The organism is Rhodococcus sp. PML026, assembly GCF_000963615.1.
Lineage (GTDB): Bacteria > Actinomycetota > Actinomycetes > Mycobacteriales > Mycobacteriaceae > Rhodococcoides > Rhodococcoides fascians.
Map to the genome: position 1 here is coordinate 908,943 of NZ_KQ031376.1, position 24,278 is coordinate 933,220.

26 protein-coding genes are annotated in these 24,278 nt (G+C 64.7%); 12 read left to right on the forward strand and 14 right to left on the reverse strand.

The window, feature by feature from the left end:
• Nucleotides 1–7 precede the first annotated feature (7 nt).
• From VF34_RS23820 to VF34_RS23830, 3 genes are all read right to left on the reverse strand, one after another.
• Entirely contained in the window at nt 8–811 is an 804-nt protein-coding gene (locus VF34_RS23820) for a DNA-formamidopyrimidine glycosylase family protein (protein ID WP_032374856.1), read from the reverse strand.
• 70 nt (nt 812–881) lie between these two features.
• Nucleotides 882–2,324, reverse strand: a complete 1,443-nt coding sequence (locus tag VF34_RS23825; RefSeq protein WP_032374857.1) for a PepSY-associated TM helix domain-containing protein — start codon at nt 2,322–2,324, stop codon at nt 882–884.
• A gap of 146 nt (nt 2,325–2,470) precedes the next feature.
• Nucleotides 2,471–3,001: a hypothetical protein gene (locus tag VF34_RS23830; RefSeq protein WP_045842081.1), complete on the reverse strand. Its 531-nt coding sequence runs from the start codon at nt 2,999–3,001 to the stop codon at nt 2,471–2,473.
• A gap of 162 nt (nt 3,002–3,163) precedes the next feature.
• Between VF34_RS23830 and VF34_RS23835 the strand changes: the two genes are divergently transcribed.
• The 5 genes from VF34_RS23835 (at nt 3,164) to VF34_RS23855 (ending at nt 8,818) form a co-directional block, all read left to right on the forward strand.
• On the forward strand, nt 3,164–3,406 hold the full coding sequence (locus VF34_RS23835) for a hypothetical protein (RefSeq protein WP_156158554.1): 243 nt from the start codon (nt 3,164–3,166) through the stop codon (nt 3,404–3,406).
• Nucleotides 3,407–3,453: 47 nt separating this feature from the next.
• A complete protein-coding gene (locus VF34_RS23840) occupies nt 3,454–4,602 on the forward strand; it encodes a hypothetical protein (RefSeq protein WP_052063088.1) in 1,149 nt (382 codons plus the stop codon).
• A gap of 174 nt (nt 4,603–4,776) precedes the next feature.
• A complete protein-coding gene (locus tag VF34_RS23845) occupies nt 4,777–6,168 on the forward strand; it encodes a flavin monoamine oxidase family protein (RefSeq protein WP_045842082.1) in 1,392 nt (463 codons plus the stop codon).
• Complete coding sequence (locus VF34_RS23850) at nt 6,168–7,208, forward strand: agmatine deiminase family protein (RefSeq protein ID WP_032374859.1); 1,041 nt, start codon at nt 6,168–6,170, stop codon at nt 7,206–7,208. The genes VF34_RS23845 and VF34_RS23850 overlap by 1 nt, the downstream gene beginning before the upstream one ends.
• Nucleotides 7,209–7,285: 77 nt before the next feature.
• Nucleotides 7,286–8,818, forward strand: a complete 1,533-nt coding sequence (locus VF34_RS23855) for a protein adenylyltransferase SelO (RefSeq protein WP_032374860.1) — start codon at nt 7,286–7,288, stop codon at nt 8,816–8,818.
• Between the two features lie 69 nt (nt 8,819–8,887).
• Here VF34_RS23855 and VF34_RS23860 read toward each other — a convergent pair whose 3' ends face one another.
• Together VF34_RS23860 and VF34_RS23865 are read right to left on the reverse strand one after the other, a co-directional pair.
• Nucleotides 8,888–9,799 carry a manganese catalase gene (locus tag VF34_RS23860; protein ID WP_032369153.1) on the reverse strand — a complete coding sequence of 304 codons (912 nt, stop codon included), beginning with the start codon at nt 9,797–9,799 and terminating at the stop codon, nt 8,888–8,890.
• 214 nt (nt 9,800–10,013) lie between these two features.
• Nucleotides 10,014–10,427, reverse strand: a complete 414-nt coding sequence (locus VF34_RS23865) for a hypothetical protein (protein ID WP_032399250.1) — start codon at nt 10,425–10,427, stop codon at nt 10,014–10,016.
• 290 nt (nt 10,428–10,717) lie between these two features.
• On the opposite strand from VF34_RS23865, the gene VF34_RS23870 reads away from it, so the two are divergent.
• From VF34_RS23870 to VF34_RS23880, 3 genes are all read left to right on the forward strand, one after another.
• Complete coding sequence (locus tag VF34_RS23870) at nt 10,718–11,548, forward strand: GAF and ANTAR domain-containing protein (protein WP_052061267.1); 831 nt, start codon at nt 10,718–10,720, stop codon at nt 11,546–11,548.
• Between the two features lie 132 nt (nt 11,549–11,680).
• The gene (locus VF34_RS23875; protein ID WP_052057047.1) at nt 11,681–12,142 is read left to right on the forward strand and encodes an STAS domain-containing protein; all 462 of its coding nucleotides are present in this window, start codon (nt 11,681–11,683) and stop codon (nt 12,140–12,142) included.
• A gap of 51 nt (nt 12,143–12,193) precedes the next feature.
• Nucleotides 12,194–12,703 (forward strand): DUF6328 family protein, encoded by a 510-nt coding sequence (locus VF34_RS23880; RefSeq protein WP_032374862.1) that lies wholly within the window; start codon nt 12,194–12,196, stop codon nt 12,701–12,703.
• Between the two features lie 18 nt (nt 12,704–12,721).
• Here the strand turns inward: VF34_RS23880 and nadE are convergent, their stop codons facing one another.
• Nucleotides 12,722–13,576: an ammonia-dependent NAD(+) synthetase gene (gene nadE / locus VF34_RS23885; protein WP_032374863.1), complete on the reverse strand. Its 855-nt coding sequence runs from the start codon at nt 13,574–13,576 to the stop codon at nt 12,722–12,724.
• Between the two features lie 52 nt (nt 13,577–13,628).
• On the reverse strand, nt 13,629–14,138 hold the full coding sequence (locus VF34_RS23890; protein WP_032374864.1) for a CinA family protein: 510 nt from the start codon (nt 14,136–14,138) through the stop codon (nt 13,629–13,631).
• 287 nt (nt 14,139–14,425) lie between these two features.
• Between VF34_RS23890 and VF34_RS23895 the strand changes: the two genes are divergently transcribed.
• Nucleotides 14,426–14,710 (forward strand): DUF3263 domain-containing protein, encoded by a 285-nt coding sequence (locus tag VF34_RS23895; protein WP_045842083.1) that lies wholly within the window; start codon nt 14,426–14,428, stop codon nt 14,708–14,710.
• 11 nt (nt 14,711–14,721) lie between these two features.
• On the opposite strand, the gene katG is transcribed toward VF34_RS23895, so the two are convergent.
• The 4 genes from katG to VF34_RS23915 all read right to left on the reverse strand — a co-directional run bounded on the left by katG (nt 14,722) and on the right by VF34_RS23915 (nt 19,225).
• The gene (gene katG, locus VF34_RS23900; protein ID WP_032374865.1) at nt 14,722–16,947 is read right to left on the reverse strand and encodes a catalase/peroxidase HPI; all 2,226 of its coding nucleotides are present in this window, start codon (nt 16,945–16,947) and stop codon (nt 14,722–14,724) included.
• Nucleotides 16,944–17,417, reverse strand: a complete 474-nt coding sequence (locus VF34_RS23905) for a Fur family transcriptional regulator (RefSeq protein ID WP_045842162.1) — start codon at nt 17,415–17,417, stop codon at nt 16,944–16,946. The genes katG and VF34_RS23905 overlap by 4 nt, the downstream gene beginning before the upstream one ends.
• Nucleotides 17,418–17,523: 106 nt before the next feature.
• Complete coding sequence (locus VF34_RS23910) at nt 17,524–18,663, reverse strand: carboxylate-amine ligase (RefSeq protein WP_045842084.1); 1,140 nt, start codon at nt 18,661–18,663, stop codon at nt 17,524–17,526.
• Nucleotides 18,664–18,745: 82 nt separating this feature from the next.
• Nucleotides 18,746–19,225 (reverse strand): STAS domain-containing protein, encoded by a 480-nt coding sequence (locus tag VF34_RS23915; protein WP_052063090.1) that lies wholly within the window; start codon nt 19,223–19,225, stop codon nt 18,746–18,748.
• A 549-nt stretch (nt 19,226–19,774) separates the two neighbouring features.
• Between VF34_RS23915 and VF34_RS23920 the strand changes: the two genes are divergently transcribed.
• The gene (locus VF34_RS23920) at nt 19,775–21,010 is read left to right on the forward strand and encodes a glycosyltransferase (protein ID WP_176457815.1); all 1,236 of its coding nucleotides are present in this window, start codon (nt 19,775–19,777) and stop codon (nt 21,008–21,010) included.
• A gap of 13 nt (nt 21,011–21,023) precedes the next feature.
• On the opposite strand, the gene VF34_RS23925 is transcribed toward VF34_RS23920, so the two are convergent.
• Entirely contained in the window at nt 21,024–21,725 is a 702-nt protein-coding gene (locus tag VF34_RS23925; protein WP_228139349.1) for a GAF and ANTAR domain-containing protein, read from the reverse strand.
• 124 nt (nt 21,726–21,849) lie between these two features.
• Between VF34_RS23925 and VF34_RS25395 the strand changes: the two genes are divergently transcribed.
• Nucleotides 21,850–21,999: a hypothetical protein gene (locus tag VF34_RS25395; RefSeq protein WP_196249584.1), complete on the forward strand. Its 150-nt coding sequence runs from the start codon at nt 21,850–21,852 to the stop codon at nt 21,997–21,999.
• A 1-nt stretch (nt 22,000) separates the two neighbouring features.
• Here VF34_RS25395 and VF34_RS23935 read toward each other — a convergent pair whose 3' ends face one another.
• Nucleotides 22,001–22,426, reverse strand: a complete 426-nt coding sequence (locus tag VF34_RS23935) for a nitroreductase/quinone reductase family protein (protein ID WP_032374867.1) — start codon at nt 22,424–22,426, stop codon at nt 22,001–22,003.
• A gap of 60 nt (nt 22,427–22,486) precedes the next feature.
• The gene (locus tag VF34_RS23940; protein ID WP_032374868.1) at nt 22,487–23,161 is read right to left on the reverse strand and encodes a GntR family transcriptional regulator; all 675 of its coding nucleotides are present in this window, start codon (nt 23,159–23,161) and stop codon (nt 22,487–22,489) included.
• Between the two features lie 99 nt (nt 23,162–23,260).
• Here VF34_RS23940 and VF34_RS23945 point away from each other — a divergent pair, with 99 nt between their 5' ends.
• The gene (locus VF34_RS23945) at nt 23,261–24,265 is read left to right on the forward strand and encodes a 1-aminocyclopropane-1-carboxylate deaminase (protein ID WP_032374869.1); all 1,005 of its coding nucleotides are present in this window, start codon (nt 23,261–23,263) and stop codon (nt 24,263–24,265) included.
• Nucleotides 24,266–24,278 lie beyond the last annotated feature (13 nt).

The following is a 24,278-nucleotide window of genomic DNA, read 5'->3' on the forward strand; positions in this document are numbered from 1 at the left end:
CCCGCGGTCAACGCCCTGGCTCCGGTTGGCAGTGCGGACACCACCATGTTCGACGTCGATCGGGGTCGTTCGGCACGTCGGCCTCGACACGAATGACGGTCGCGCACCGCAGACACGGTTTACCGGCCCGACCGGCAACCCAGTGGGTCCGGCCGCGACGAGTGTCGCCGGTGGTGACCTGCATGGCCCCGGGGGTGCTCGCCGAATGCCGCATCGCCCGCTCGAGCAGAGTCACCAATTTCTCCGCGTCGACGCCTGCCGACGGAGCCCAGGGCCACAGTCCACGCAGAAAACACAGCTCGTTCGCCCATAGATTTCCGGGCCCCGCGATGACCCGCTGATCCAGGAGGGTCGAGACGATCGGCCGAGAACCCTGCGCGAGGATGTTCGATGCCGCACGATCGGTGTCGAACTCGGCATGCAATGGGTCCGGTCCCAGATGCGCGACCAGCGCATTCATCGAGGCCGTGTACCCGTAGTCGACGACCGGCAACAGGATTCCGTATGCGGTCGGCCCGTCCACCGCGGCCAGCCGCACGCGGACATCGGGCTGCACCCGCCGCGGTATCGAGCGGCCGGCTCGCACCACCGTCCACGATCCCGTCATGCGGAGGTGGGTGTGCAGCGTGGTGTCGTCGTCGAAATCGGTGAACAGATGCTTGCCGTGCGTCCGGTGCGCGACGACGGTTCGCCCGGCGAGATTCTCGACGGCGTGTGCGGGCACGTTCAGTCGCCCTGCCCGTAGCGTGACGCCGTCCAGCGCTCGCCGCAATCGCGCGGCGAGCGCATGGACGGTGTCACCTTCGGGCATGGTCTCCGAGTATCCCGAGGGCGGCAGAAACAATCGGACCGACCGGCGAGAGCGCGTCGTCCTCCTCGCGTCAGTGCGCGGGCCGCCTGACGTATCCGACCATGAAGTCGACCGCCAGGAAGGCGACCAGGCTGAGCCCCAACATGGGCAGGAACCAGCCGACGGCCACGGCAGCCGTGGCGAGGAGCACCGCAAAGATCGGCGAGATGCGGCGCAGTCCCCCACGCAGAGGCGGCCGGCCTGCGGTGAGTCCAGCGCTCTTCGTGGGTCGACGCTTCCACCACATTATGTAGCCGCGCATGATGACCGATGCCAAGGCGAGTGAAAGCCCAACCAGGGCAATCTGATTGGCCACACCTAACAGCGTGCCCATGTGCAACTGAATTCCCCAGGCCGCCAGCTTGGCTGCCACCGGCCAGTCGGCGAAGTACTGGGTGTCGATCACCGCGCCGGTGCTGCCGTCGATCGAGATCGAGTTGTTCGACATCACCCAGGGCTGACGGGTTTCGGCGACGACGAACGCCACGTCGTCCGACGCCGGGATCGATGCCTCCACCGCACCGTCGATGCCGTTCGCTGCGGCAGTATCGAGCACCGAATCGATGCGGCCGACGTTGTTGTCTGTCGCCGACGCACCGGCCGACATGTCCATGGAACTGTCGCCGTGTCCGGAGTGATCCCCCGAGTGATCCCCCATGGTCGCCGCGTCGGAAGAACCGATGGTCGTGGCGACGGCGGGGGTCGTCCAGCTCAGCGCCGCACGGAGGTCGGTGACGTTCGCACCCGCGTAGGTGGACCACGTGAGTCCGGTGGCGGAGAGGAAGATCAGACCTACGGCGATCCAGATACCGGCTACGCCATGCCAGTTCAAGGACCGGTTGCGGCCCTTCGATTCACGATCGAAGGTGAGCAGTGTCGCCCGGTCTCGGTTGCGTCGGTAGCGATCGATCCACAGGTACAGGCCGCCGAGCGCGATCACCCACAACCACGATGCGGCCAGTTCGCTGTAGATCCGGCCCGGTTCACCGAGGTGCAGGTGTCGGTGCAATTCCGAGATCCACGTTCTGACCGGCAAGGCGCTCGAGGAGCCGTAGACGGCAAGTTCACCCACCGGTGACGCCGTGGCGGGATCGACGAAGACGGCCAGTCGTCGCGATTCGCCGAGGGTCGGGTCGGTGAACAGCACTCGGGTGGTGTCGCCGACTTCGGCAGCGGGTCGCACGGCCGACACGGTCAAATCCGGCCTCTCGGCCTGAGCGGCTCGGATCTGTTGAGCGACCGGGACAGCCGGTCCGGTGGAGTCGACGTGCAGATAGTCGCGGTAGACGAGTCGTTCGATGGTCGGGGCGACGGCGTAGAGGCCGCCGCTGACGGTGGCGATCAGGATGAACGGTGCGATGAGTATGCCCGCGTAGAAGTGCAGACGAAGAATCAGCGGACGCCAGCTGCGCGGGCCGGACGGACGGGTGGGCGGGGAAGGATCGGCGACGCGTTCCTTTTCCGGTGTGGACATGAGAGCTCGTTTCGTGAAGGCAGGGGTGGGCGCGCGCCGTGGGCACGGGTCGACTCGATGTCGAGCGAATCGTGCTGTGCGCGTGAAGAAATTGCCGCAGCTCTGCTCGCCCCCGCGGTGCAGGAGCGGTAGGTGGGAGGCTGCGGTCAGTACGACGCGGCAGGCGGTCCGCGGTTCCCGGAGCCCGAGAGATCGAGGAGCCGGTGGACGCCGGGTGTGCGATACAGCGGAAGCGGGGCGGCACTCTGCGAGTCGTCGACGACGAGAATTGCCAGGATCGGGAGTATTCGACGAACAACGGTGGCTGCGTGCGAGATCCCACGCTCGGCCCCGTGCACGATCACCGCGCCGACGACGATCGCGATCGCGTGGGCCGCAAGCATCTGCTGCGTCAGCACCGAACCGTGGTGATCGCCGTCGACGATCGTCAGCAGCACGTGTCCGATCGTCTGCGCAGCGGCCAGCGTCGCCATCAGCTGCAGGCGAGGCGCGATGACGATCGGCACTGCGCCTGCGGCGTAACCGAGTCCCGCGCACACCAGTGCCAACAGGACGATCGCGGCGTCGGAGGGGAACATACCTCCGCCGAATGCGTGCGCGGTGGCGGTGATCGTTGCCGTCAGAGCGCCGACGGCAGACCCGCGCAGGGCTGCGGATCCGTCCGGGGTCGCGGGCACGAACAGCAGACTACTACCCGTTTCGGCAGAGGCACTGGCGTCTCGTCTATGTCGCATGGTTTGTGCGCGAAAACCGATCCAGCGGTCTTTTTCAGGTCCGTTATGGTGATCGCGAGTATCACGCCACGTTCAGAGAGGATTGCCGTGCCGGACAGTTCGGATGTGGCTCAGGCCCGTGTGTTCGCCAACATGCTCGCGGCCGAAATTGCGTCGACATCGAGCCGAATCGAGGTCTCCGAGAACTACGCCCACAAGGCCTTCCGGGTGGGCGACCCCCGCAGCGCGAAGTGGCACACCGACGAGGCCCGCGCTCAGAAGCAGGCGCTGTACGAATTGCACCGCCAACTGGACGCACTGCACAGCCGCTTCCAGATCTCGAATGGTGAACCCGAACCCGTGTGCTGACGTCGGCTCGGTGTGTGAGGGCGCCTGGTCCGGGGTACCGCGACAAGATGGTTTTCGACAAGACAGACAACGGCTCGGGGGCCGAAAGCGAAGGACAACGAACGATCACGATCGGGTTGGTGGCCGACGAGGGATTCGCGTCGACGATAGCGGCCGCCATCGAACAGGAACTTCCGCCCACCATCACGATCGACGGAACCGATGCCCGACTGGACACGGCCCGGCCCGCAGTCACGCTGCCTCCCACCGAGGCAGGTTCTGCGCCGTTGGGTCAGTGGCTGGAGGCCATTCAGGCCACCAACACATTCGACCTGGTGCTCTGCATCTCCGAGGTTCCGCGACGCGTCGGGGCCAGCCCCGTCGTCGCCGAATTGCGTGACGGTTCGACCGGTGCTTTGTACGTACCCTCGTTCGGCACCATAGGAGTACGGCGTCGCGCTGTGGCGGTGGCCATCGCCATCGTGCACGATCTCCTCCGCAGCGATACTGCCTCGCGGCCACACCTGCGACGGTCGATGTCCAAGTGGGCTCCGGGCCCCGACCCTGACGGTGGCGGCGAGCGAATCCTGCTCACTCCCGGCATGTTCGGCCGAACACGCATGATCATGGGCATGATTCGCTGCAATCGGCCGTGGCGTCTCGTCCCCGCACTGTCGAGCGTGCTCGCGGCCGCGAGCGCCGCGTCGGCGTTCGGTGTGTTCTACGCGAGCATCTGGCAGATGGCGGCCTCGATGACACCTGCCCGGCTCACACTGATCGGCGTCGCCGCCATCGTGGCCATCACGGTGTGGCTGATCTTTCCGCACGGCCTCTGGGAGCACCGACGGTTCCGCTCCTCGACCACCGATCGCTGGATATACAACTCTGCCACTCTCGGCACCGTCGTGGCCGGCGTGCTGTGTATGTATGCCGTTCTGTTCGCGGTCGTGTTGCTCTCTGCTGCCGTGGTGATCTCGCCCGAGTTCCTCACCGCTCAGATCGGGCGAGAAGCAAATACGGCGGACTACCTGTCACTGGCCTGGTTGGCGGCGTCGTTGGGCACGGTCGCTGGAGCAGTGGGCTCGTCGGTGTCCGATCGCAGCGACATCCTCAACGCTACGTACGGCCACCGAGAAATGCTCCGGCGCCAGCACAGCGCAGAACGGTCACGCGCGGAAAAAGCCGGGTCCGAAGAATTCAGCAAAGCCCAGTCCTAGGCCGGGTCACCGGGGTGCCGTCGCGACGACGGAGAGCACAGGACCTGTTGGCCGAAATGTAGCGTGCGATCTCGCGGGAGTAGCCAATTCGTCGCGTGTGCTTTCGGGCCGATCCCGGACAGAATCGAGATCGCACGGCCGAATCAGCAGTAATGCAACCAAAGGAGCCCGACAGTGCCCACTCTGGAACGCGACGTCGCTATCGTCGGGGCCGGCCCTTCCGGCCTGGCCGCAGCAACCGAGCTCCGCAAAGCAGGATTGTCCGTCGCCGTGCTGGAAGCGCGTGACCGCGTCGGAGGACGTACCTGGACGAACACCATCGACGGTGCGAGCCTCGAAATCGGCGGTCAGTGGGTCTCACCCGATCAGGAATCTCTCATCGCGCTGATCGGTGAGCTCGGCCTCGAGACGTTCGACCGATACCGCGAGGGCGAGTCCGTCTACATCTCCGCCGCGGGCGAGCGCACCCGTTACTCGGGTGACTCGTTCCCCGTCGACGAGACGACCGAGAAAGAGATGGACCGACTCGTCGCACTGCTCGACGACTTGGCCGCCCAGGTCGGCCCCGAGGAGCCGTGGGCGCACCCGCTGGCGCGTGAACTGGACACGATCTCGTTCGAGCAGTGGCTGATTCGTGAGTCCGACGATGCCGAGGCACGAGGAAACATCGGCATGTTCATCGCCGGTGGCATGCTCACCAAACCTGCGCACGCGTTCTCGGCACTGCAAGCAGTCTTGATGGCCGCATCGGCGGGATCGTTCTCGCACTTGGTAGACGAGAACTTCATCCTCGACAAGCGCGTCGTCGGTGGCATGCAGCAGGTGTCGATCCGCATGGCGGCCGCCCTCGGCGACGACGTCATCCTCGCCGCGCCGGTGCGAACGGTGCGGTGGAACTCCGACGGCGCAACAGTATTCGCCGACGGCGACATCGAGGTACACGCCAAGCGGGTCGTTCTCGCCGTTCCGCCGAACCTGTACTTGCGTATCTCCTACGACCCGCCACTCCCGCGTCGCCAGCATCAGATGCACCAGCATCAGTCCCTCGGACTGGTGATCAAAGTCCATGCCGTCTACGACACCCCGTTCTGGCGCGAGGACGGGCTGTCGGGGACCGGCTTCGGTGCCTCCGAGATCGTGCAGGAGGTGTACGACAACACCAACCATCAGGACAGCCGCGGAACACTGGTCGGCTTCGTGTCCGACGCCAAGGCAGACGCGATGTTCGAGCTCGACGAGCAGGAGCGCCGCGCGAAGATCCTCGAATCGATCGCACATTACCTGGGGCCCAAGGCAACCGAGCCGGTCGTCTACTACGAGTCGGACTGGGGTTCGGAAGAATGGACCCGTGGTGCGTACGCGGCCAGCTTCGATCTGGGGGGTCTGCACCGCTACGGCAAGGACAGCCGCACCCCCGTCGGCCCGATTCACTTCTCCTGCTCCGACATCGCCGCGGAGGGCTACCAACACGTCGACGGCGCAATCCGCATGGGTCACCGCACCGCCGCGGACATCGTGTCGACAATCGGCCACGACATGCCCGCCGCTGCGCGTGGGAGGCAGTGATGCAGTGGCGGATGCCAGCGGAAGGCGCTCGGCACGAACGGACGTGGATGGCCTATCCGTGCGAGGGGTATTCGCTCGGTGACACGCCCGAGGAGCACCACGAGGCTCGCACCACGTGGGCCGAGGTCGCGCGAGCCGTCGCACGATTCGAGCCGGTCACCGTCGTCGTCGACCCCGCCGAAAGTGCCGTCGCACGCACGTATCTGACTTTCGAGAGCGCTTTCCCCATCGACATCCTCGAGGCACCGTTGAACGACGCCTGGATGCGCGACATCGGGCCCACGTTCGTGCTGTCCGAGGACGGCCGTGTCGGCGGCGTCGACTGGGTGTTCAACGGCTGGGGCGCGCAGGACTGGGCGCGCTGGGACAAGGACTCGAAGATCGGCGCGCTCGTCGTCGAGAAGTCCGGTGCCGAGATGATCGATTCACCGATCGTCAACGAGGGCGGCGGTATTCAGGTGGACGGACTGGGAACGGTTCTCGTCACCGAGACGGTACAACTCGATCCCGGTCGCAATCCCACGCTGTCGAAGGCCGATGTCGAGGCCGAACTTGCCCGCACGATCGGCGCCACCACGGTGATCTGGCTTCCTCGTGGACTCACCCGTGACGCGGACGAGTTCGGAACCCGAGGCCACGTCGACATCGTCGCTGCCATCCCCTCGCCCGGCGTCGTTCTGGTGCACGACCAACGCAATCCCGAACACCCCGATCACGACATCAGCAAGGCCGTGTTCGAGATCTTCGAGAACAGCACAGACGCACGCGGTGAGAAATGGACCATCGTGAAAGTTCCGGCACCGGAGATTCTCCGTGACGAGGAGGGCTTCGTCGATTACAGCTACATCAACCACTACGTCGTCAACGACGGTGTGATCGCCTGCAGCTACGGCGATCCCGCGGACGAAGAGGCTGCTGCCATTCTGTCGGCGGCATACCCGGGCCGCACCGTCGTCACCGTCGACGCTCGGCCACTCTTCGCCCGCGGGGGCGGAATTCACTGCATCACACAGAACCAGCCACAGGCTCAGACGGACTGAGTGGACGCGGGGCAGGTGCCGAGTCGTGATTCCACGCAGATCGGTGTGATTACCCGATCTCGTGGTACCCCTGGAGTATGAGTGAATTCGCGACGGGACCGGTAGCTGCGTCCGACAATCCGCCTTCATCGGTCCCGCCGTCATGGGGACTGGAGTCAACGTTGGTGGACGACGTTCCCGGCTTCACGGTGCCGTGGCAGGGCGCACCTGCACCGAATCCGCGGGTGCTGATCCTCAACGAGAACCTCGCCAGGTCACTGGGGCTCGACCCGTCGATGCTGCGCTCCGAGCAGGGCGCAGGCGTGTTGTCCGGGGCTGTCTCACCGGCCGATTCGACCCCCTCGGCGATGGCGTACGCCGGTCATCAGTTCGGCGGATTCGTGCCGTTGCTGGGCGACGGTCGAGCACTACTTGTGGGCGAGCTGCACGACGAACACGGCCGACGAGTCGATCTGCATCTCAAGGGCTCCGGTGCCACGCCGTTCTCCCGCGGCGGAGACGGGCGCGCGGTGGTGAGTGCGATGCTGCGCGAGTACCTGATCAGTGAGGCCATGCACGCTCTGCACATCCCGACCACTCGGTCGTTGGCCGTCGTCACGACGGGTGAGCAGGTGGTTCGAGAGGCAGGTCCGCAGCCCGGCGCAGTGCTGGCTCGGGTTGCCTCGAGCCACCTGCGCGTAGGTACCTTCGAGTTCGCGGCCCGTCGCGAGGGTCTCGCGCAGAACCTCGCCGACTATGTCATCGCACGTCATTATTCCGAGCTTGCCGAACTCCCGGCAGAGGGCGCGGAGAGTCGATACCTCGCATTCTTCGAGGCCGTCGTCGACAGGCAAGCACAGTTGGTGGCGCAGTGGATGTCCGTCGGCTTCGTGCACGGCGTCATGAACACCGACAACACGACGATCTCCGGTGAGACGATCGACTACGGGCCGTGCGCGTTCATCGACGCCTACGATCCTGCAACGGTCTTCAGCTCGATCGATCACGGCGGCCGCTACGCGTACGGCAACCAACCCGCCGTCCTGGGTTGGAACCTGGCACGATTCGGCGAAACACTACTGCCGCTGGTCGATTCGGTTCCGGACCGCGCCATCAGCGCGCTGACGACGGTGTTGGACTCCTACGGTGATCGCTACCGACAGCACTACGAGAACCTGATGGCCGCCAAGCTCGGCCTCGATGCGATCGAACCGGACGGCAGTCTCCTCGACGAACTGCACGTGCTTCTGCGGGATCATCGTGCCGACTGGACCCTGACCTTCCGCGCGTTGGCGGAAAATTTGCGGGGCAACGACGCAGATTTTGCGTCACTCGTACCGCACGAGGCAGCTGCACCGTGGCTCGAACGATGGCGCGCAGCGGTGCTCGAGCGGGGCCACGACCTCCGGTCCGTCTCGGACGCCATGGACCGAGTGAACCCCGCCTACATTCCTCGAAACCACATGGTCGACGCGGCGCTGGCAGCAGCGACCGAGGGCGACCTCGCGCCCTTCGACCGCTTGTTGTCGGTCGTGACGAATCCGTTCGACGGTCGGGACGAGCTGTCGCAGTACGCCGGACCCGCGCCCGTCGACTTCAGCGCAGGGTTCCGAACGTTCTGCGGGACGTAGTCAGCTGACCGCAGCAGTTGCGACGCGATATTCGCGTCGCAACTGCTGTGCGGCACAGGGAGTTCGGGCCTACTTCTCGTCGGGATCCAGGGCGTCCTTGATCTTCCCCATGACGCCCTTCTCGGTACCCAGTGCGGCCGACGCGGGATCTCCCTTGGCCCCGTCGTACGTCGCGTACAACTTCGGATCGGGTGCAGGCGCGGATGCCTTCCCGCCCAGAGGCTGCGGATCGGCGAGGAACCCCATCTGCCGTTTGCCGTCGGGCGCAAGCCGATTCGCCCAGCCACCGGTCGAGGAGAACTCACCGTCCGAGAGGTGCCACAGATCGGTTGCGTGCTCGGATGCCTCCTCGTCGAGAAGTGCACTCGGTGCTACGACGTCCTCGAGTCCGTCGGCTTGCAGCTCTTCGATGGCAGCGAGCCACAGGTTCTGATGGTGCGTATCGCGAGCGAGATTGAACTGCAGCATGGCCTTGACGCCCGGGTCGTCGGTCATGTTGTACAGACGCGCGGTCTGCAGCCGCCCTTGCGCCTCGGCGGCAACGTTCGCACGAAAATCTGCGAGCAGGTTGCCACTGGCGATGATGTACCGACCGTTCCACGGATAGCCGTTGGAATCCGCCGGGAGCGCACCGCCGCCGGACACGATCGCCTGCTGCGGGTCCATGCCGCCCATCACTGCCGCTACCACGGGATCGGTAGCAGCGGCTTTGGTCGACTCGGTGGCCGGTGCACCTTCGAGCAGACGAGCGACCATGGTGGCCAGCATCTCCACGTGACCCATTTCTTCGGTCGCGATGTCCATGATCAGGTCCTTGTACTTGCCCTCCATGCGACAGTTCCAGCCTTGGAACAGATACTGCATGGTCACGGTCATCTCGCCGAATGCACCACCGATGAGCTCCTGAAGCTTGTGTGCGTACACAGGATCCGGCTTCTCGGGCTTGGCATCGAATTGTAGGTAGTCGGTGTGTCGGAACATAGGGACTCCAGTTCGGGTCGAAGTTCGAGCAGGTGACTCGATCCGGCTACCCGCCGAAATTCGCAGCAAACACATTGCACTGCAAGGGTTTAGAACTCGATACACAGGCCGGGACCGCGACTTCTTCACGCCTCGACGACGGACACCGGCGGAACATCCGGGTACACACGGCTTTCCGCAGCACCGTCCGCACGAGGGCCGCGGTGCTATCGACCTACAGGTAAGTCCCCTGCAGTGCGTCCACTGCAGCGACTCGAGGTCGCGAAGGCGTCGTCGCCGCGCCGACGACCCGACCGAGCGAGCCGGCACGCTCGACGTGCACACGTTCGCTGAGCCGTCGCACATTACGGTCGGCAGCGGAGGAGGCCAGGACGACGGTGAGGCGAAACCCACGGCACAACAGCCGATGGGCCGCGTCGACGATGTACGTGGTTGCGGCATCACCGATCTCGGTGACACCGACCAGGTCGACCACCATCGGTCGGTAGGCGAGCACGGACCCCGCCAGGCAGTCTGCCAACAGGCGGGTATTGCCGGGGATCTCGAGTGCGCCCTGCACCGAGACGACGATGGGGCCGTCGTCTCCGCGGTCGACGGACATCGAAAACGACGAGGATTCGGGAATCATGGGCATTGACCTCCACAGATCGAAGACTGTGGCAGGGGAAGATCGTGGTTCGTACCGCAGTCGATTCTGCGGGCGTGGTCTCCACCCAATCACTGTGTAGGATACCCCGACTCGGGCCTGGATGCGACCACCCCTGCGTTCGGCGGGGCCGCGGGCGTGCGCTCGGGACAGGTGCGAATGCACCCGCGAGGCTCTGTATATTATGACCCCGTTCGGTCGAGTCGGGGCCGGGAGTTGACGAGTGGCTGCCTGCTGTCCATGCGGGGGCCCGACCGAAACGAGCCCACCAGATGAGTGACTTTTCCATCGAAGACGACCGTCTTCACGACGCACCGGACGCCTCGGGTTCGGCGTTCGCCCGGATCGGGCAATACATCCAAGCGTTGCGCCGAATCAAGGGGAAGATCCTGACCGGTGCCGACGTCGATGCCGTTCTTCAAGCCGTGTGCTCCGAGGTCGCAGCCGTGGTTCCCGACGCGGATCTCGTCGGCATCACCATGCTCGACGACACCGGCCGACCGCGAACCGTGGCGTCCACCGACCCCGCTGTGCACGACATCGATTCCGACCAGTATCGCGCTGGTCAAGGCCCCTGCCTGCACGCCATCCGCAGCGGACGTATGGTTCGCGCACAGGCGCACGAGGCAGTAGCTCGCTGGCCTCGCTTCGCTGCCGCAGTGGCCGATCTGGGCGTCCACAGCTATTTGTCGGCCCCGCTGACGCCCGACGAGCACCGCCACGGGTCGCTGAACATCTACGGGACGGGTGCCGACGGCTTCGACCCACTCGACGAGGTCTCGGTGGCCCTGCTCGCCACCTCGATCGAGACCGTCATCGCGATCACCGAGCGCGCCCGGTCGGCCGAACGAGAAATCACCGGCCTGCGGACAGCGATGAAAACGAGAGCTGACATCGACCAGGCGAAAGGAATCATCATGGCGATGCGCGGAATCTCCGCCGACGACGCGTTCGCCCTGCTGTCCGAGCAGTCGCAGAACAGAAACATCAAGGTCAGCGAGATTGCGTCGGCGATGATCGAGTCGGTTGCCGAACATTCGAACTCTCGAACCGGCCTGCACGAAGAAACGAACAGTGGGTATGATTCGGACAGCGTGGTGTAGCCCCTGCCCGCAGTCGACAGCGCCGCTCGCACCGGGTTCGCCTCGGTTCTGCAATCCTTGCCGGTCTCGGTTACGCCGCAGTGCGCTGTTCGACGAACATGCCACTGAACAGGGTAAGGACGGTGACCCCCCATGAAACACAACGAATTGCTCGGGCTCGGCATTACCAGCGAACACCATGACAACGCAATTGTTCTGCGGGTCAACGGAGAAGTGGATCTCGCGACCGCCTCCGATCTCGCCCACCACATCGAACAAGCGGTCACGGCAGCGCCGGCAGCCGTGATCGTCGATCTGTCGGGGGTGTCCTTCCTGGCCTCCGTCGGCATGAGCGTGCTCATCGCAGCTCGCCGAAAGGCATGCTGCTCAACCTCGTTGGTGGTGGTTGCATCCGGGCCGACCACGGGGCGGCCGATGCATCTGGTTGGACTCGATGCTGCGATTCCGATTTTCACCGATATCGATTCGGCCCTCGAGTCCGTCGGTTCGTCGCTGAGGAAGTCCGTAACCGGGGCATCGGGCTCGTCCGAGTCCGGTGCCGGGTGTCCAGAGTGTGCGACCGGCACGTCGACCGCGGATGTACACACTGCGTGAACCGGTCCGATTTCCACCGCCTACCCGTCGAGATCGCACTAGTCTTGGTCGATGACGACGGGTGACGAGGACGAGGACGAGGACGAGGACCACCGTGCGTGGAACGACAAAGCGCGCAACGAAACTCCCACTCAGCAGTTGGATCGCAATTGGTCGTCGTTGCTACAGGAACTCCGTGTCGTACAGACCGGTGTACAACTTCTGACCGGGTTCTTGTTGACCCTGCCGTTCCAGGCCCGCTTCGACGGGCTGTCCACGGCCGGCCACGTAGTCTATCTGATGACGGTGTCGGCGTCGATGCTTGCGACGATCCTGTTGGTGGCTCCCGTCAGCATGCACCGACTCCTGTTCCGGCAGCGTGCAATAGGGGTCATAGTGCGCGTCGGCAACATACTCGCCATCAGCGGTCTCGCCATGTTGGGAGTGACACTGGTGGGTGCTGCCGCCCTGACGTTCGAGATAGTGCTCGGTGTGCGCGCCGCAGCCTCCGCGGCCGCTGTCGTGGCGTCGACGGCCGTCGCGTTCTGGTTCCTACTGCCCCGGATCCACCGCCGTCGATAACGTCTCGTCGACGGTGCCTCAGGGCCGGCAGTCGACGGCCGTGCGCCACCACCGATCGTCCGGCCCCACCGGCATGGCGCGCTTGTGCCGGGTCTTGTCGAACCAGCGCTCGATGGTGTCCACCGCATCGTCGTCGACGGGTCCGCCCTGCAGGTATGCGTCGATCTGTGCGTAGGTGACGCCGAGTGCTTGTTCGTCCGGGAGCGCGGGACGGTCGTCCTCGAGGTCGGCTGTCGGCACTTTGCGCCACGTCGATTCCGGTGCGTTCAGGTGCCGCAAGAGCTGCGCACCTTGGCTTTTGGTGAGACCGCTCAGCGGAGTGACGTCCGCGCCTCCGTCACCGTATTTGGTGAAGAAGCCCGTCACCGCCTCGGCCGCGTGATCGGTACCCACCACCAGAAGATTCTCCTGGCCGGCGATCGTGTACTGCGCGATCATGCGTTCGCGCGCCTTGATGTTGCCCCGTACGAAGTCCGCGATACGCGGAGTATCCAGCGCCGAGGCGGCCGAGCGCGCCGAGGCGTCGACGGCGTCGCGGATATCGACAGTGACCGTCCGGTCCGGCTCGATGAAGTCGAGTGCGACGACGGCGTCGGCTTCGTCCGCCTGAGTTCCGTACGGCAGACGCACCGCGACGAATGTGGCCTGGTTACCGAGTTCCGCGGCCTCGCGAACGGCCAGCCGAGCGAGCTTTCCGGCCAGGGTGCTGTCCTGTCCCCCGCTGATGCCGAGCACGAAACCCGCTGTGCCACTGACCCTCAGATAATCGGCGAGGAAACCGACCCGGCGGCGGATTTCCGCGTCGGGGTCGATCGACGGCCGAACACCCAGCTCGTGCTGAATACGGCTTCGGACACTGGAATCGGTACTCATACTGCGCTCCGATCTCGTTGACGAACAGTTGTTTGCACTCCCCCGGCGTCAGCTACCCGTGGGCCCGTTTCCGCGCGTGGCGCAGCAGGGTATCGAGGGAAAACGCCATGGTCCGGGCCAGAACTTCTTCCGGTTCACCCTCGAAGTGCTTGCATTCGGTGCTCACGTCGCCGCGGTCGTACACCGCTGCCCACACCGTCCCCGGTGGCTGGTCTTCCTGGCTCTGCGGCCCGGCTTCGCCGGTGACGGCGATCGTCAGATGTGCGCCGACCAGCGACGCCGTCGATCGAGCCATCGCCGTCGCGGCCTGTTCGCTGACGACCGGGCCGTCGGGGACCTCGAGCAGCGTGTGCTTCACGCTCTCGTGGTACGCGACGATTCCGCCGCGGTACCACTGCCCCGAGGACGGTGCCTTGCCGAGCATGGCCGCGAGATTTCCGGCGGTCAGCGATTCGGCGGTGCCGATCGCGATGTCGTACGTCTGTGCCAGGTCGGCAATCTTCCTACATACCGAGGAGGCGTCGGCCTCGGTCGCTAGACGCTGTTCTGCATCGGTGTCCATCACACACTCTCCGTACCTGATTCGTCGAAGGTGTTCGCCGGATTGTTTCAGCGACTGGTTCTGTGGGCGCGGGGCCGGAGGCTGCAGGGGTTGAACCTCCGGCCCCTGGCTCGACCGCACGGCCCGGGCGCGTACGCCGAGCTGTGTATCGACTTCCACGCACGACGGCAGTCCAAACACGGGGCTTACGACCGATATTCGGGTCCTTATCGCAGATACCGGACCCTTGGCACGTGTTCGCGAGCAGTGCTAATTTCGGATCGACAGTCAGTTCCAGGAGGTGTGTTATGCCGAATCGACGTACTTCTGCGGGGGCAGAGCGACCGGTAGCGTTCTACTCCGACACAGACCGCGCCATGATCGACTTCGCCCTGAGATGGGTCAATCACGGAGGCGGACCGGACGACGAAATCCGGTCCGCCTTCGCGATGTCGACTCAGGACTACTACCGCGCCGTGCTGGAGATCCTCGACCGCGATCCCGGCAGCGTGTTCGGCGAGTTCGGCCTCAGCCCTGTCATGGTGACGCGAATCAAAGCCATTGCCAGAAGGCGCATCTGGCTCACCCGGTGATCGGCTCCGCGCTACCGGATGTCGAATCGATCGTTGCCTGCCAGCTTCGCCCACGCGGCCACGAAGTCGTCGACGAACTTGCCACCGTTGTCGACCTGGGCGTACACCTCCGACAGCGCTCGCAGTTGTGAATGGGACCCGAACACCAGGTCGATGGATGTCGCTGTCCACTTCTGGCTACCGGAGCCACGATCCGTGCCGACGTAGGTGCCGTCCTCACTCGTCGTCCACTCGGTGTCGGAGTCGAGCAGATTGACGAAGAAATCGTTGCTCAGAACTCCGGGGCGATCGGTGAACACTCCATGGCTCGAACCACCGTGGTTGGCCCCCAAGGCTCGAAGACCGCCGAGAAGAACCGTCATCTCGGGCGCAGTCAGATTCAGCATGTAGGCGCGATCGAGGAACAACACCTGCTCGGGAGTGCTCTCCCCTGCAGCCATGTAGTTGCGGAACCCGTCGGCTCGTGGCTCGAGTACCGAGAACGATTCGACGTCGGTCTGCTCCTGCGTCGCGTCGGTGCGACCCGGCCGGAACGGGACGGTCACCTCGTAACCGGCGTCGCGTGCGGCCTTCTCGACGGCCGCGTTGCCGGCCAGCACGATGACGTCGGCGAGCGAGACCTTCTTGTCACCGGCCGCCAAGCCCTCGAACTTTTCGCGTATACCGTCCAAGATTGCGAGCACCTCGCGGAGGACCTCGGGTTCGTTTGCCTCCCAACTCTTCTGTGGCTCGAGCCGAACCCGAGCGCCGTTGGCACCGCCGCGGTAATCGGTGACTCGGAAGCTGCTGACCGACGACCACGCGACACCGATGAGCTGAGCGATCGTCAAGCCCGAGTCGAGGATCGCCGACTTCAGCGCAGATGCGTCCGCCTCGTCGATCAGGTCACCGTCCAGCGATGGAACCGGGTCCTGCCACAGCTGAGGTTCGGGAACCCACGGCCCGAGGTACCGGGACACCGGTCCCATATCGCGGTGCAGCAACTTGTACCACGCCTTGGCGAACGCGAGCGAGAGCTCCTCGGGGTGATCCAACCACCTCCGAGTGATCCTCTCGTACGCCGGATCTGCCCGCATGGAGATGTCGGTGACGAGCATCGTGGGGGCACGGCCCGGACCGCCGAACGGATCGGGAATCGTGCCCGCACCGGCACCGTCCTTGGCAGTGAACTGCCACGCGCCGGCAGGGCTCTTCGTGAGCTCCCACTCGTATCCGTAGAGATTCTTCAGGTAGCCGTTACCCCACTGCGTCGGAGTCTCCGTCCAGACCACCTCGAGCCCGCTGGTGATCTGGTCCTCGGCCTTGCCCTTGCCGTAACCGTTCTTCCAGCCGAGGCCCTGCTGTTCGATGGGGGCACCCTCGGGTTCCGGCCCGATCTTGTCGGCCGGTCCGGCTCCGTGTGTCTTACCGAAGCTGTGTCCACCGACGATGAGTGCCGCCGTCTCCTCGTCGTTCATCGCCATCCGCGCGAAGGTTTCCCGGATGTCGTGGGCCGCGGCCACCGGATCCGGCTCTCCCTCGGGGCCTTCGGGATTGACGTAGATCAAGCCCATGGTGGTGGCACCGAGGGGCTTGGAGAGCTCCCGTTCGCCGGAGTATCGCTTGTCGGTGCCCAGCCACTGATCCTCGGGGCCCCAGAAGACCTCTTCCGGTTCCCAGATGTCCTCCCGACCGAAGCCGAATCCGAACGTTTCGAACCCCATGGACTCGAGCGCCGCGTTACCGGCGAACACCAGCAGATCGGCCCACGAAATCTTGTTGCCGTACTTCTGCTTGACCGGCCACAGCAACCGACGCGCCTTGTCCAGGTTGGCGTTGTCCGGCCAACTGTTCAGTGGCGCAAAGCGTTGCGCGCCCTGACCCCCACCGCCTCGTCCGTCGAACGTGCGGTAGGTGCCGGCGGCGTGCCAGCTCATACGAATGAAGAGTCCGCCGTAGTGGCCGTAGTCGGCCGGCCACCAATCTTTCGAAGTGGTCATCACCGAGATGACGTCGGCTTTGAGCTCGTCCACGTCGAGCTTCTCGAATTCCGCTTTGTAGTCGAGCTTTTCGCCGAACGGGTTCGATTTGGAGGTATGCGCATGCAGGATGGACAGGTCCATCTGCTCCGGCCACCAGTCCTTGTTCGTCAGCGGTGCGTGCGCCTTGGGCTTCGGCGACTCGATGACCGGATTCTCGCTCTCGCTGGTGCTGGCGGTCTCGGTGGCGGAGTGGGGTGGGCGTGCGTCGGAGGTCACGAATTGTCCTTTCCGATGGGCATTGTGGATGGACGATCGCGGGCTGCGATCGATCGGTCGGATGCACAACTGGGGCACGTTCCCCAGTAGGTCACCTCGGCCTCGTCGAGGACGAAACCGTGATCTCGGGCGGGTCGTGCACACGGTGGCTCACCGGTGGCGCAGTCGGCGTCGACGATGAAACCACAGGAACGGCAGACGATGTGGTGATGATTGTCTGCCACTCTGGTTTCGTAACGTGCCGAGTGACCCGCGAGGCGGATACGACGAACCAAACCCGATGCAGTCAACGCATCGAGCACGTCGTACACGGCCTGCTTCGACACCGTGGGCAGGGTGGCGCGCGCCAGTCGCAAGATGGTGTCGGTATCGGAATGCGGTTGTGCATCAACGATATCGAGAACCAACTCTCGGGGACGCGTCACCCTCAGTCCGGCGTCACGAAGCATGCTGGCGGAAGTGCTTGCCATGGCTTTCACGATAACCACCTTCGGTCGCATCGTCGATCGTTTCCCGGAATCGGTCGATTGTCGCGGCGCGGGCAGGGCCGCCTGCAGACGAGGCCGGCCACCGCGATCAACCCGCGTCCTGTGCCACCGGCGAGTTCCACTCGGCAGTAGTGAAACGGGCTGCGTGAGCAGCGACGGCGGTAGCGTCTGCATTGCGCGAGAAGATCCGGCGTTGGCGTTGCGCGCCGTTCCCGAGGTGCGTCAAACGTTCGAGAGAAGTCTGCACGCAGCGGAGGTCGCCTGTGCTGGTCAGCGCCGGTTCCACGTAGCGGACGAGCGATCGGAGCAGACTCGATGCCGACACCGGTCTCCCGGTGCTCGGATCCACTGCGACGCCGGTCAATCCATCCATACGGGCACGGTGGTATGCCGCTGCGAGGTGATTGCCGGCCACGACGAGTGCCGGCTCGCCGCGGTCGATGGACCGAAGGGCCGTGACGACGAGACCGCGGACCAGTGCAGCGGACAACACCACCTCCTCGGCGACGGCAGGTACGTCGCCGACCCGCACCTCGACCGTCGGCTGGTGGGAGCTGGGCCGTACATCCCAGTAGAGCGATGCTTCGTCGAGAATCATCCCGGTCTCGATCATCGAGCCGACCAGGTCGTCGTACTCCGCCGTCGAACTCAGGTGAGGGGGCGGACCAGCCGTCGGCCACCTGCCCCACACCGTCGAACGCCAACTCGAGTGCCGAGTGTCGACGCCGTCGTGTATAGCGCTGTTGCACGTCAAGGCCAGAAGTGTCGGGAGCCAGGGTCGCACGACATTGCATACCCCGATCGCCGTCTCCTTGTCCGGCACCTCGACATGAATGTGACCCCCACACGTGGCAACGCTCTCTGCCAGTGCCCCGTAGGTCTCGGCCAGACGCCGATAGCGGGAGCCGTCCGAGATGGGCAGGCGGCCACGATCAGCAGGCGCAACCGGCGACACGCCTGCCGCCAGTAAGTGGGCACCCTGCGCCAGGGCCACCGCCGACAGCGTGGCGCGGGTGGAGATCACGTTCTCCCGAAATTCGCGAAGACACTGCAGCGGAGGCGAATTGGCCTCCACCTGTACCTCGGTCAGCTCCGAGACGGCATCGATTCCCGCAGCTCGGGCATGCGCGACGACACCGGGGCCGACCGCCACCGGACGCAGCATGTCGATGTCGGCGAGAAAGAACTCCTCCTCCACTCCAACCGTGGGAACTGCCCATGCACTCATCGGGCGCTGTCGCCCGAGTGATCGCCGACGACCACCGCGAGATACACCGCGGCGACGATCGTGCACGGTGCGGAACTGCCGGTCACGCCGACCGCGCAGGCGTCTCGCCTGTGCAGGAATTCGAAACCTGTTCGGATCTCGCCGGTTTCACCGCACTTCGAACGGCGTCCGCGACGCTGCGGACGCACTCCGTACCGAGGTGAGCGCCACTCGGATCGAGTTGTCGCTGCAGCTCGGGTGTACAGGCGACGATCGCGCGACACCGGTGTGCAGCGAGCCGCGAGGCAGCTGCCGAGAGGACGGGAACCACTGCGGGGTCGACGAATTCGACATCGAGCAGATCCACGACCAGCGACCGCCCGCACACGATGGCCTCCGACACGCATTCGCCTATGACCGGAATTGCCGATCTGTCGATCGACCCGACGATGCGGATGACGACCGGTCCGCCGACGAGTTCGTCCACGGACAGCGCGAATGCGCCGTCCTCGGGATTGTCCGGCCCACAGAACGACAATCGAATCGATTCCGGATCACTGTGCACCGACCGTAGAAACACCATTGCCCACCTCCACCGGCTCGCGACCGGAGACTGTCGGCTGCCTCTGACACCAGTTCTCGAGAATACGAGTCTCGGACCATCAGGTGTCGAAGAGCGCGGTCGGGCACATCTCGCAGTCGCTACTTCCTGACTACGGGGCTTCTCCTCAACCGCGTGGAAACAGTGTATACACAAATGCGCCTGGCGAAACACGCTACGCTGCTGCGATTGTCGGCGGTTGACGGTTGAACCGACCGCAATCCAGTGCCCGGTAGCCGTACCGAACACGCTCCCCGCTTCGGCCGCAAGGCACGTCGGTTCGGCCCGTTGTGAGCGTTCCAGCGATGGCAACTCCCTCGTGTGAGGTTTCGCAACGCGGCTGCACGTAATAGGGTGTTGTTCGACGCCCAGTTGCGATGACCGTTCTGGCCGCGTCTCGAGCACGCTGACTCCAAAATCGGGTCGGCATATCCCACACCCTTCACCGGTGCCGGGCTATGCGCCCGAAAGGGGCCGTGCGAACCCATCAGGGATCGAATCGATATGCACGTTGCGCTTGTCTCCGAACACGTGAGTCCGATAAATGATGCGGCCGGCATCGAGGCAGAACAATCGGCTGCCCAGCTCGATCGGCTGGCCTCGTCGCTTGCCCGCGCCGGCACCCGAGTCGATGTGTACACCAGGAAGCAGAACCCGGATCACGAGGACGAGCTGCTCACCCCCGACGGTTACCGGGTGGTCAACCTGTCTGCGGGGCCTGCTGTCCCGATGACCGAAGAGGAATCGATACCTCACACGAGTGCGTTCGCCTCCTCGCTCCGCGATCACTTGCTCCGAACGAAACCCGATGTAGCACATGCACATTCATGGGTATCGGGGCTGGCAACCGTACTGGCCGCCGGCGCGACGGGCGTCCCCACGGTGATGTCGTTCCACGGTCTCGCCGCGACCGACCGATCCGGGCCCCCGACGGCAGGCACCGATTCGGTGGTTCCCCGGGCGGCCATGGAGAAGAAGATCGCTCGATCGGCGAGCCGCATCATCGCGTCGTGCCCCGACGAGGCCGACATGTTGACGCGGATGGGCGTCGCCAGAGCCAAGGTGTCCATCGTCCCGACCGGGGTGGATCTGAGTGACTTCGATCCATCCGGACCGACCGCACCACGCAGCGGTGCCGCGTGCCGGGTGGCGACCGTCGGGTCGGACGCCGACGTATCGACGATCATCGAACTGCTCGGAAAACTCGACGACACCGAATTGGTCGTTGTCGGCGGCGAGCCACGCGACTCCAGCGGCGTGGCGCAGCTACGCACCGTCGCCGCAGCACACGGCATGGCCGGGCGCACGGTGTTCACCGGCCCGGTCCGCCATCGCCACATGTCGTCGCTGTTGAGGTCGGCCGACGTGTTCGTCTGCCTGTCCCCGACCGAATCGGCAGGGATCGCCACCCTCGAAGCCATGGCGTGCGGACTTCCCGTCGTCGCATACGGAGTGGGCTACGCCGGAGAGTTGGTGATCGACGGGGTCACCGGCCGCTCGATCAGGCCGGGCGACCGTCGTCGCTTGGCACGAGAGCTGGCCCTGCTGCTACGCAACGAGTCCAGGCGTTTCGAGCTGGGAGTGTCCGGCTCCGACCGTGCGCAATCTCGCTTCTCGTGGGACCGCATCGCCGAGGACACTTCACGCGTCTACGAGGCAACCGCACAGACCGGGTCGACAGTGAACGCCGGGTCGACCCAGCAAGCCGGCTCGACTCACGACCATCCGGTGCCGCCGACTGCACCCTCTCGTCGGCACACGGTGTGAACAGCCGGCGAGCCTATCTGGACGAGCGTTCCTTGTTCGATTCGGAACCGAGGTCGACGAGTTCTGCGGCCAAGGTGGCCACCGGGACGTTCTGGGTTTGCGACAGCCGTGAAATCAAGTCGAACGCCTGTACCGCATCGATTCCGTACCGCTCCATCAACATGCCCTTGGCTTGGCCGATGATGTCCCGTGAAGCCAAGCCGGACTTGAATTGCTCGGTCTTGTTCGCTGCATACAACGCCACCGCAGCGTGGGTTGCGAGCACGCGACCGAGTTCCTCGTCCTCGTCGCTGAACGCATCACTGGTCAGTGCGAACAGATTGAGCGCCCCGATGGTGTCCTCGTTGGTGTAAAGGCGGAAGGACAGGCTGCTGAGAACCCCTGCTCCCACCGCCTCCGGACCGAAACGTGGCCAGCGGGAATCGGAGCGGAAGTCGTTGCACCGCACGAACAGCTCGCTTCGTGCGGCATCGATGCACGGCCCCTCGTCGAGGCGTTCCTGCATTGCGTCCAGGCGCACCGGCAGCTCACTGGTCGCGGCGTGCGACTGGTACTTCTTCGGCCCCGCCACCACGAGAATGTCGGCGCAATCGACCGCGGGTATCAGAGATCGGGCGCTCTCCGTCACGCCGCGCAGAGTCTCGTCGAGACTGGACGGTGCGAAAAATGACCTCGTCGCTTCGGCAATCGCCTGTGTGAGGTCGCGAGCTGTCATCGATCGATCGGGTCCCATACCTGACGATGCTAGTCAACAGGAATCGACCGCTCGACGGTTGAGTCCGTCGGAAGCGGGGCATGCAGAGCGCAGCAAACAACCGACCGACGATCAGGAGTGCTCGATGACCATGCCGACCGACGCAGGTGCAGAGATTCCATCCGAGGGCAGCAACGACGGACCGCGCGAAGAATCTCCGGACGAGGCCGCTGTCGGCGCTCACGTCGACGAGGAGAATGTCCCACACCCGCCCGAAGAAGACACGCAGAACTGATTCACTCGGCGGTCGGGGTCAAGCGGAAGATCGGAAACCGCCTGCCCTCGGCCGTTTCCGTGTATTTCGCGAATCCGTCCGAGGCATCGAGGAACTTCTGCCATTGCCGGTCCCATTCGGATTCCGAAATCTCGTTGGCGTTCACGGCAACCGTTCGAATACCTTCGTCCCCGGGTGCCTCGATGTCGATGGCCGGATGTGCGCGCAGATTGTGCACCCACGCTGGATCTTTCGGTGACCCGGCAGCCGAGCCGACCACCAACCAGCTGCTTCCCTCCGGAATCGCCATGAGCGGATTGAGCCGCACCGCGCCGCTCTTGGCCCCGATCGTGTGCAGAACGACGAGCGAATCACCGAAGCCGGCCGTGGACACATGGCCACTGTTGCTGCGGAACTCGTCGATGATGATGTCGTTGAAGTCGGCCATGTGCAGATTATGCCGCCGACGCGGCGCGTCCACTCCGCTTTTCGCCGGCGCTGGACGGTGTCAGTTTCCCGGTACGCCGTCCTCGTGATCGACGAGCAAAGACAACGACTCCCAATTCTCCTGCACGGCAGCGGCCGCGCCGTCCGCGTCACCCTCACTGCACAGGGTGATGATCCGTTCGTGTTGGGCAATCGAATCGCGTCCCACCAGCGAGGCGAATCGTAGGCGTTCGAGTCGACGCAGGCTCGGTGTCACCTGTTCGAGAACCGTGACAACGACCTGATTCTGGCTCGCTTCGACGGCAACAGCGTGGAACGCGTCGTCGCCGGCCAACGCGAGGTCCACATCGCCTCGGGTGAATGCAGCGGCGAAATCCTTGTTGGCGCGACGCATAGCGGTGATGTCGCGCTTGTTCATCAGCGGTACAGCGGTCCGGACGGCGAGGGCATGCATGGATGCCGCGACCGCTTGCGCGTCCAGCACCGCCTTGCGCTCGATGGTCGAGACGATGGTCGAACGCCCGGGCTGGGTGTGCACGAGGCCCGCAAGTTCCAGCCTGGCCATGGCGTCGCGGATAGGAGTACGCGACACCCCGAGCCACTGCTCGAGTTCGGCATCCCGCAGCCGCTCGCCGGGGGCGAAGGTGCCGTCGACGATGGCGTCGCGAATCGAGACGTAGGCGTTGTCACGTAGCAGCGAACGCTTGTGTTTTCCGAGCTCGACGGGGACCGGCATGCAAAATATCGTAGCCCACCGCTTTCGCTGTCGGACCTCCCGACGTACAGTATGCGATATATTGCATCCTGCACGACACACCGATCAAAGGAGCAGCACGTGGCGATCGCGGACTTCGAGCGTTACCCCCTCACCTTCGGCCCGAGCCCGGTTCACCCGATGGAACGCCTGAGCGCACATCTCGGCGGGGCCAAGATCTGGGCCAAGCGGGAGGACGTCAACGCAGGATTGGCCTACGGCGGCAACAAGACTCGCAAGCTCGAGTACATCGTCCCGGACGCTCTCGCGCAGGGTGCCGACACATTGGTCTCGATCGGTGGCGTGCAGTCCAACCACACGCGGCAGGTAGCGGCGGTCGCGGCAAAGCTCGGACTCAAAGCAGTTCTCGTGCAGGAGAAGTGGGTCGATTGGCCGGATTCGGTCAACGACAAGGTGGGCAACATCCTGCTCTCCCGCATCATGGGTGCAGATGTCCGCCTCGATCCGTCGGGCTTCGGAATCGAATTCAAGGACAGCTGGCAGAAGGCCATCGAGGACGTCGAGCGAGCGGGCGGCAAGCCCTACGCCATTCCCGCGGGCGGCTCCGACCACAAGCTCGGCGGACTCGGCTTCGCCAACTGGGCGTACGAAGTACAGAAGCAGGAAGAGGAGCTCGGCGTCTTCTTCGACACGATCGTCGTGTGCAGCGTGACCGGGTCGACGCATGCCGGCATGATCGCCGGGTTCGCCGGACAGGAACGGCCACGTCGAGTGATCGGCATCGATGCGTCCGCCAAGATCGCCCAGACCCGCGATCAGGTGGCCCGAATCGCCCGTAACACCGCAGAACTCATCGAACTGGGACGCGAGCTTCGCGACGACGAGATCACCGTCCTCGAAGGCTGGGCCGGCGACTACTACGGAATTCCCGTCGAATCCACGATCGAGGCGATCAAGCTCACCGGCCGTCTCGAAGGCGTGATCATCGACCCGGTGTACGAGGGCAAATCCATGGCCGGACTCATCGACCTGGTTCAGCAGGGCGATATCGGCAAGGACTCCAACGTTCTCTACGCACACCTGGGTGGCCAGCCCGCCCTCAACGCATACAGCGGAATCTTCTGAGCTGGACTTCGCG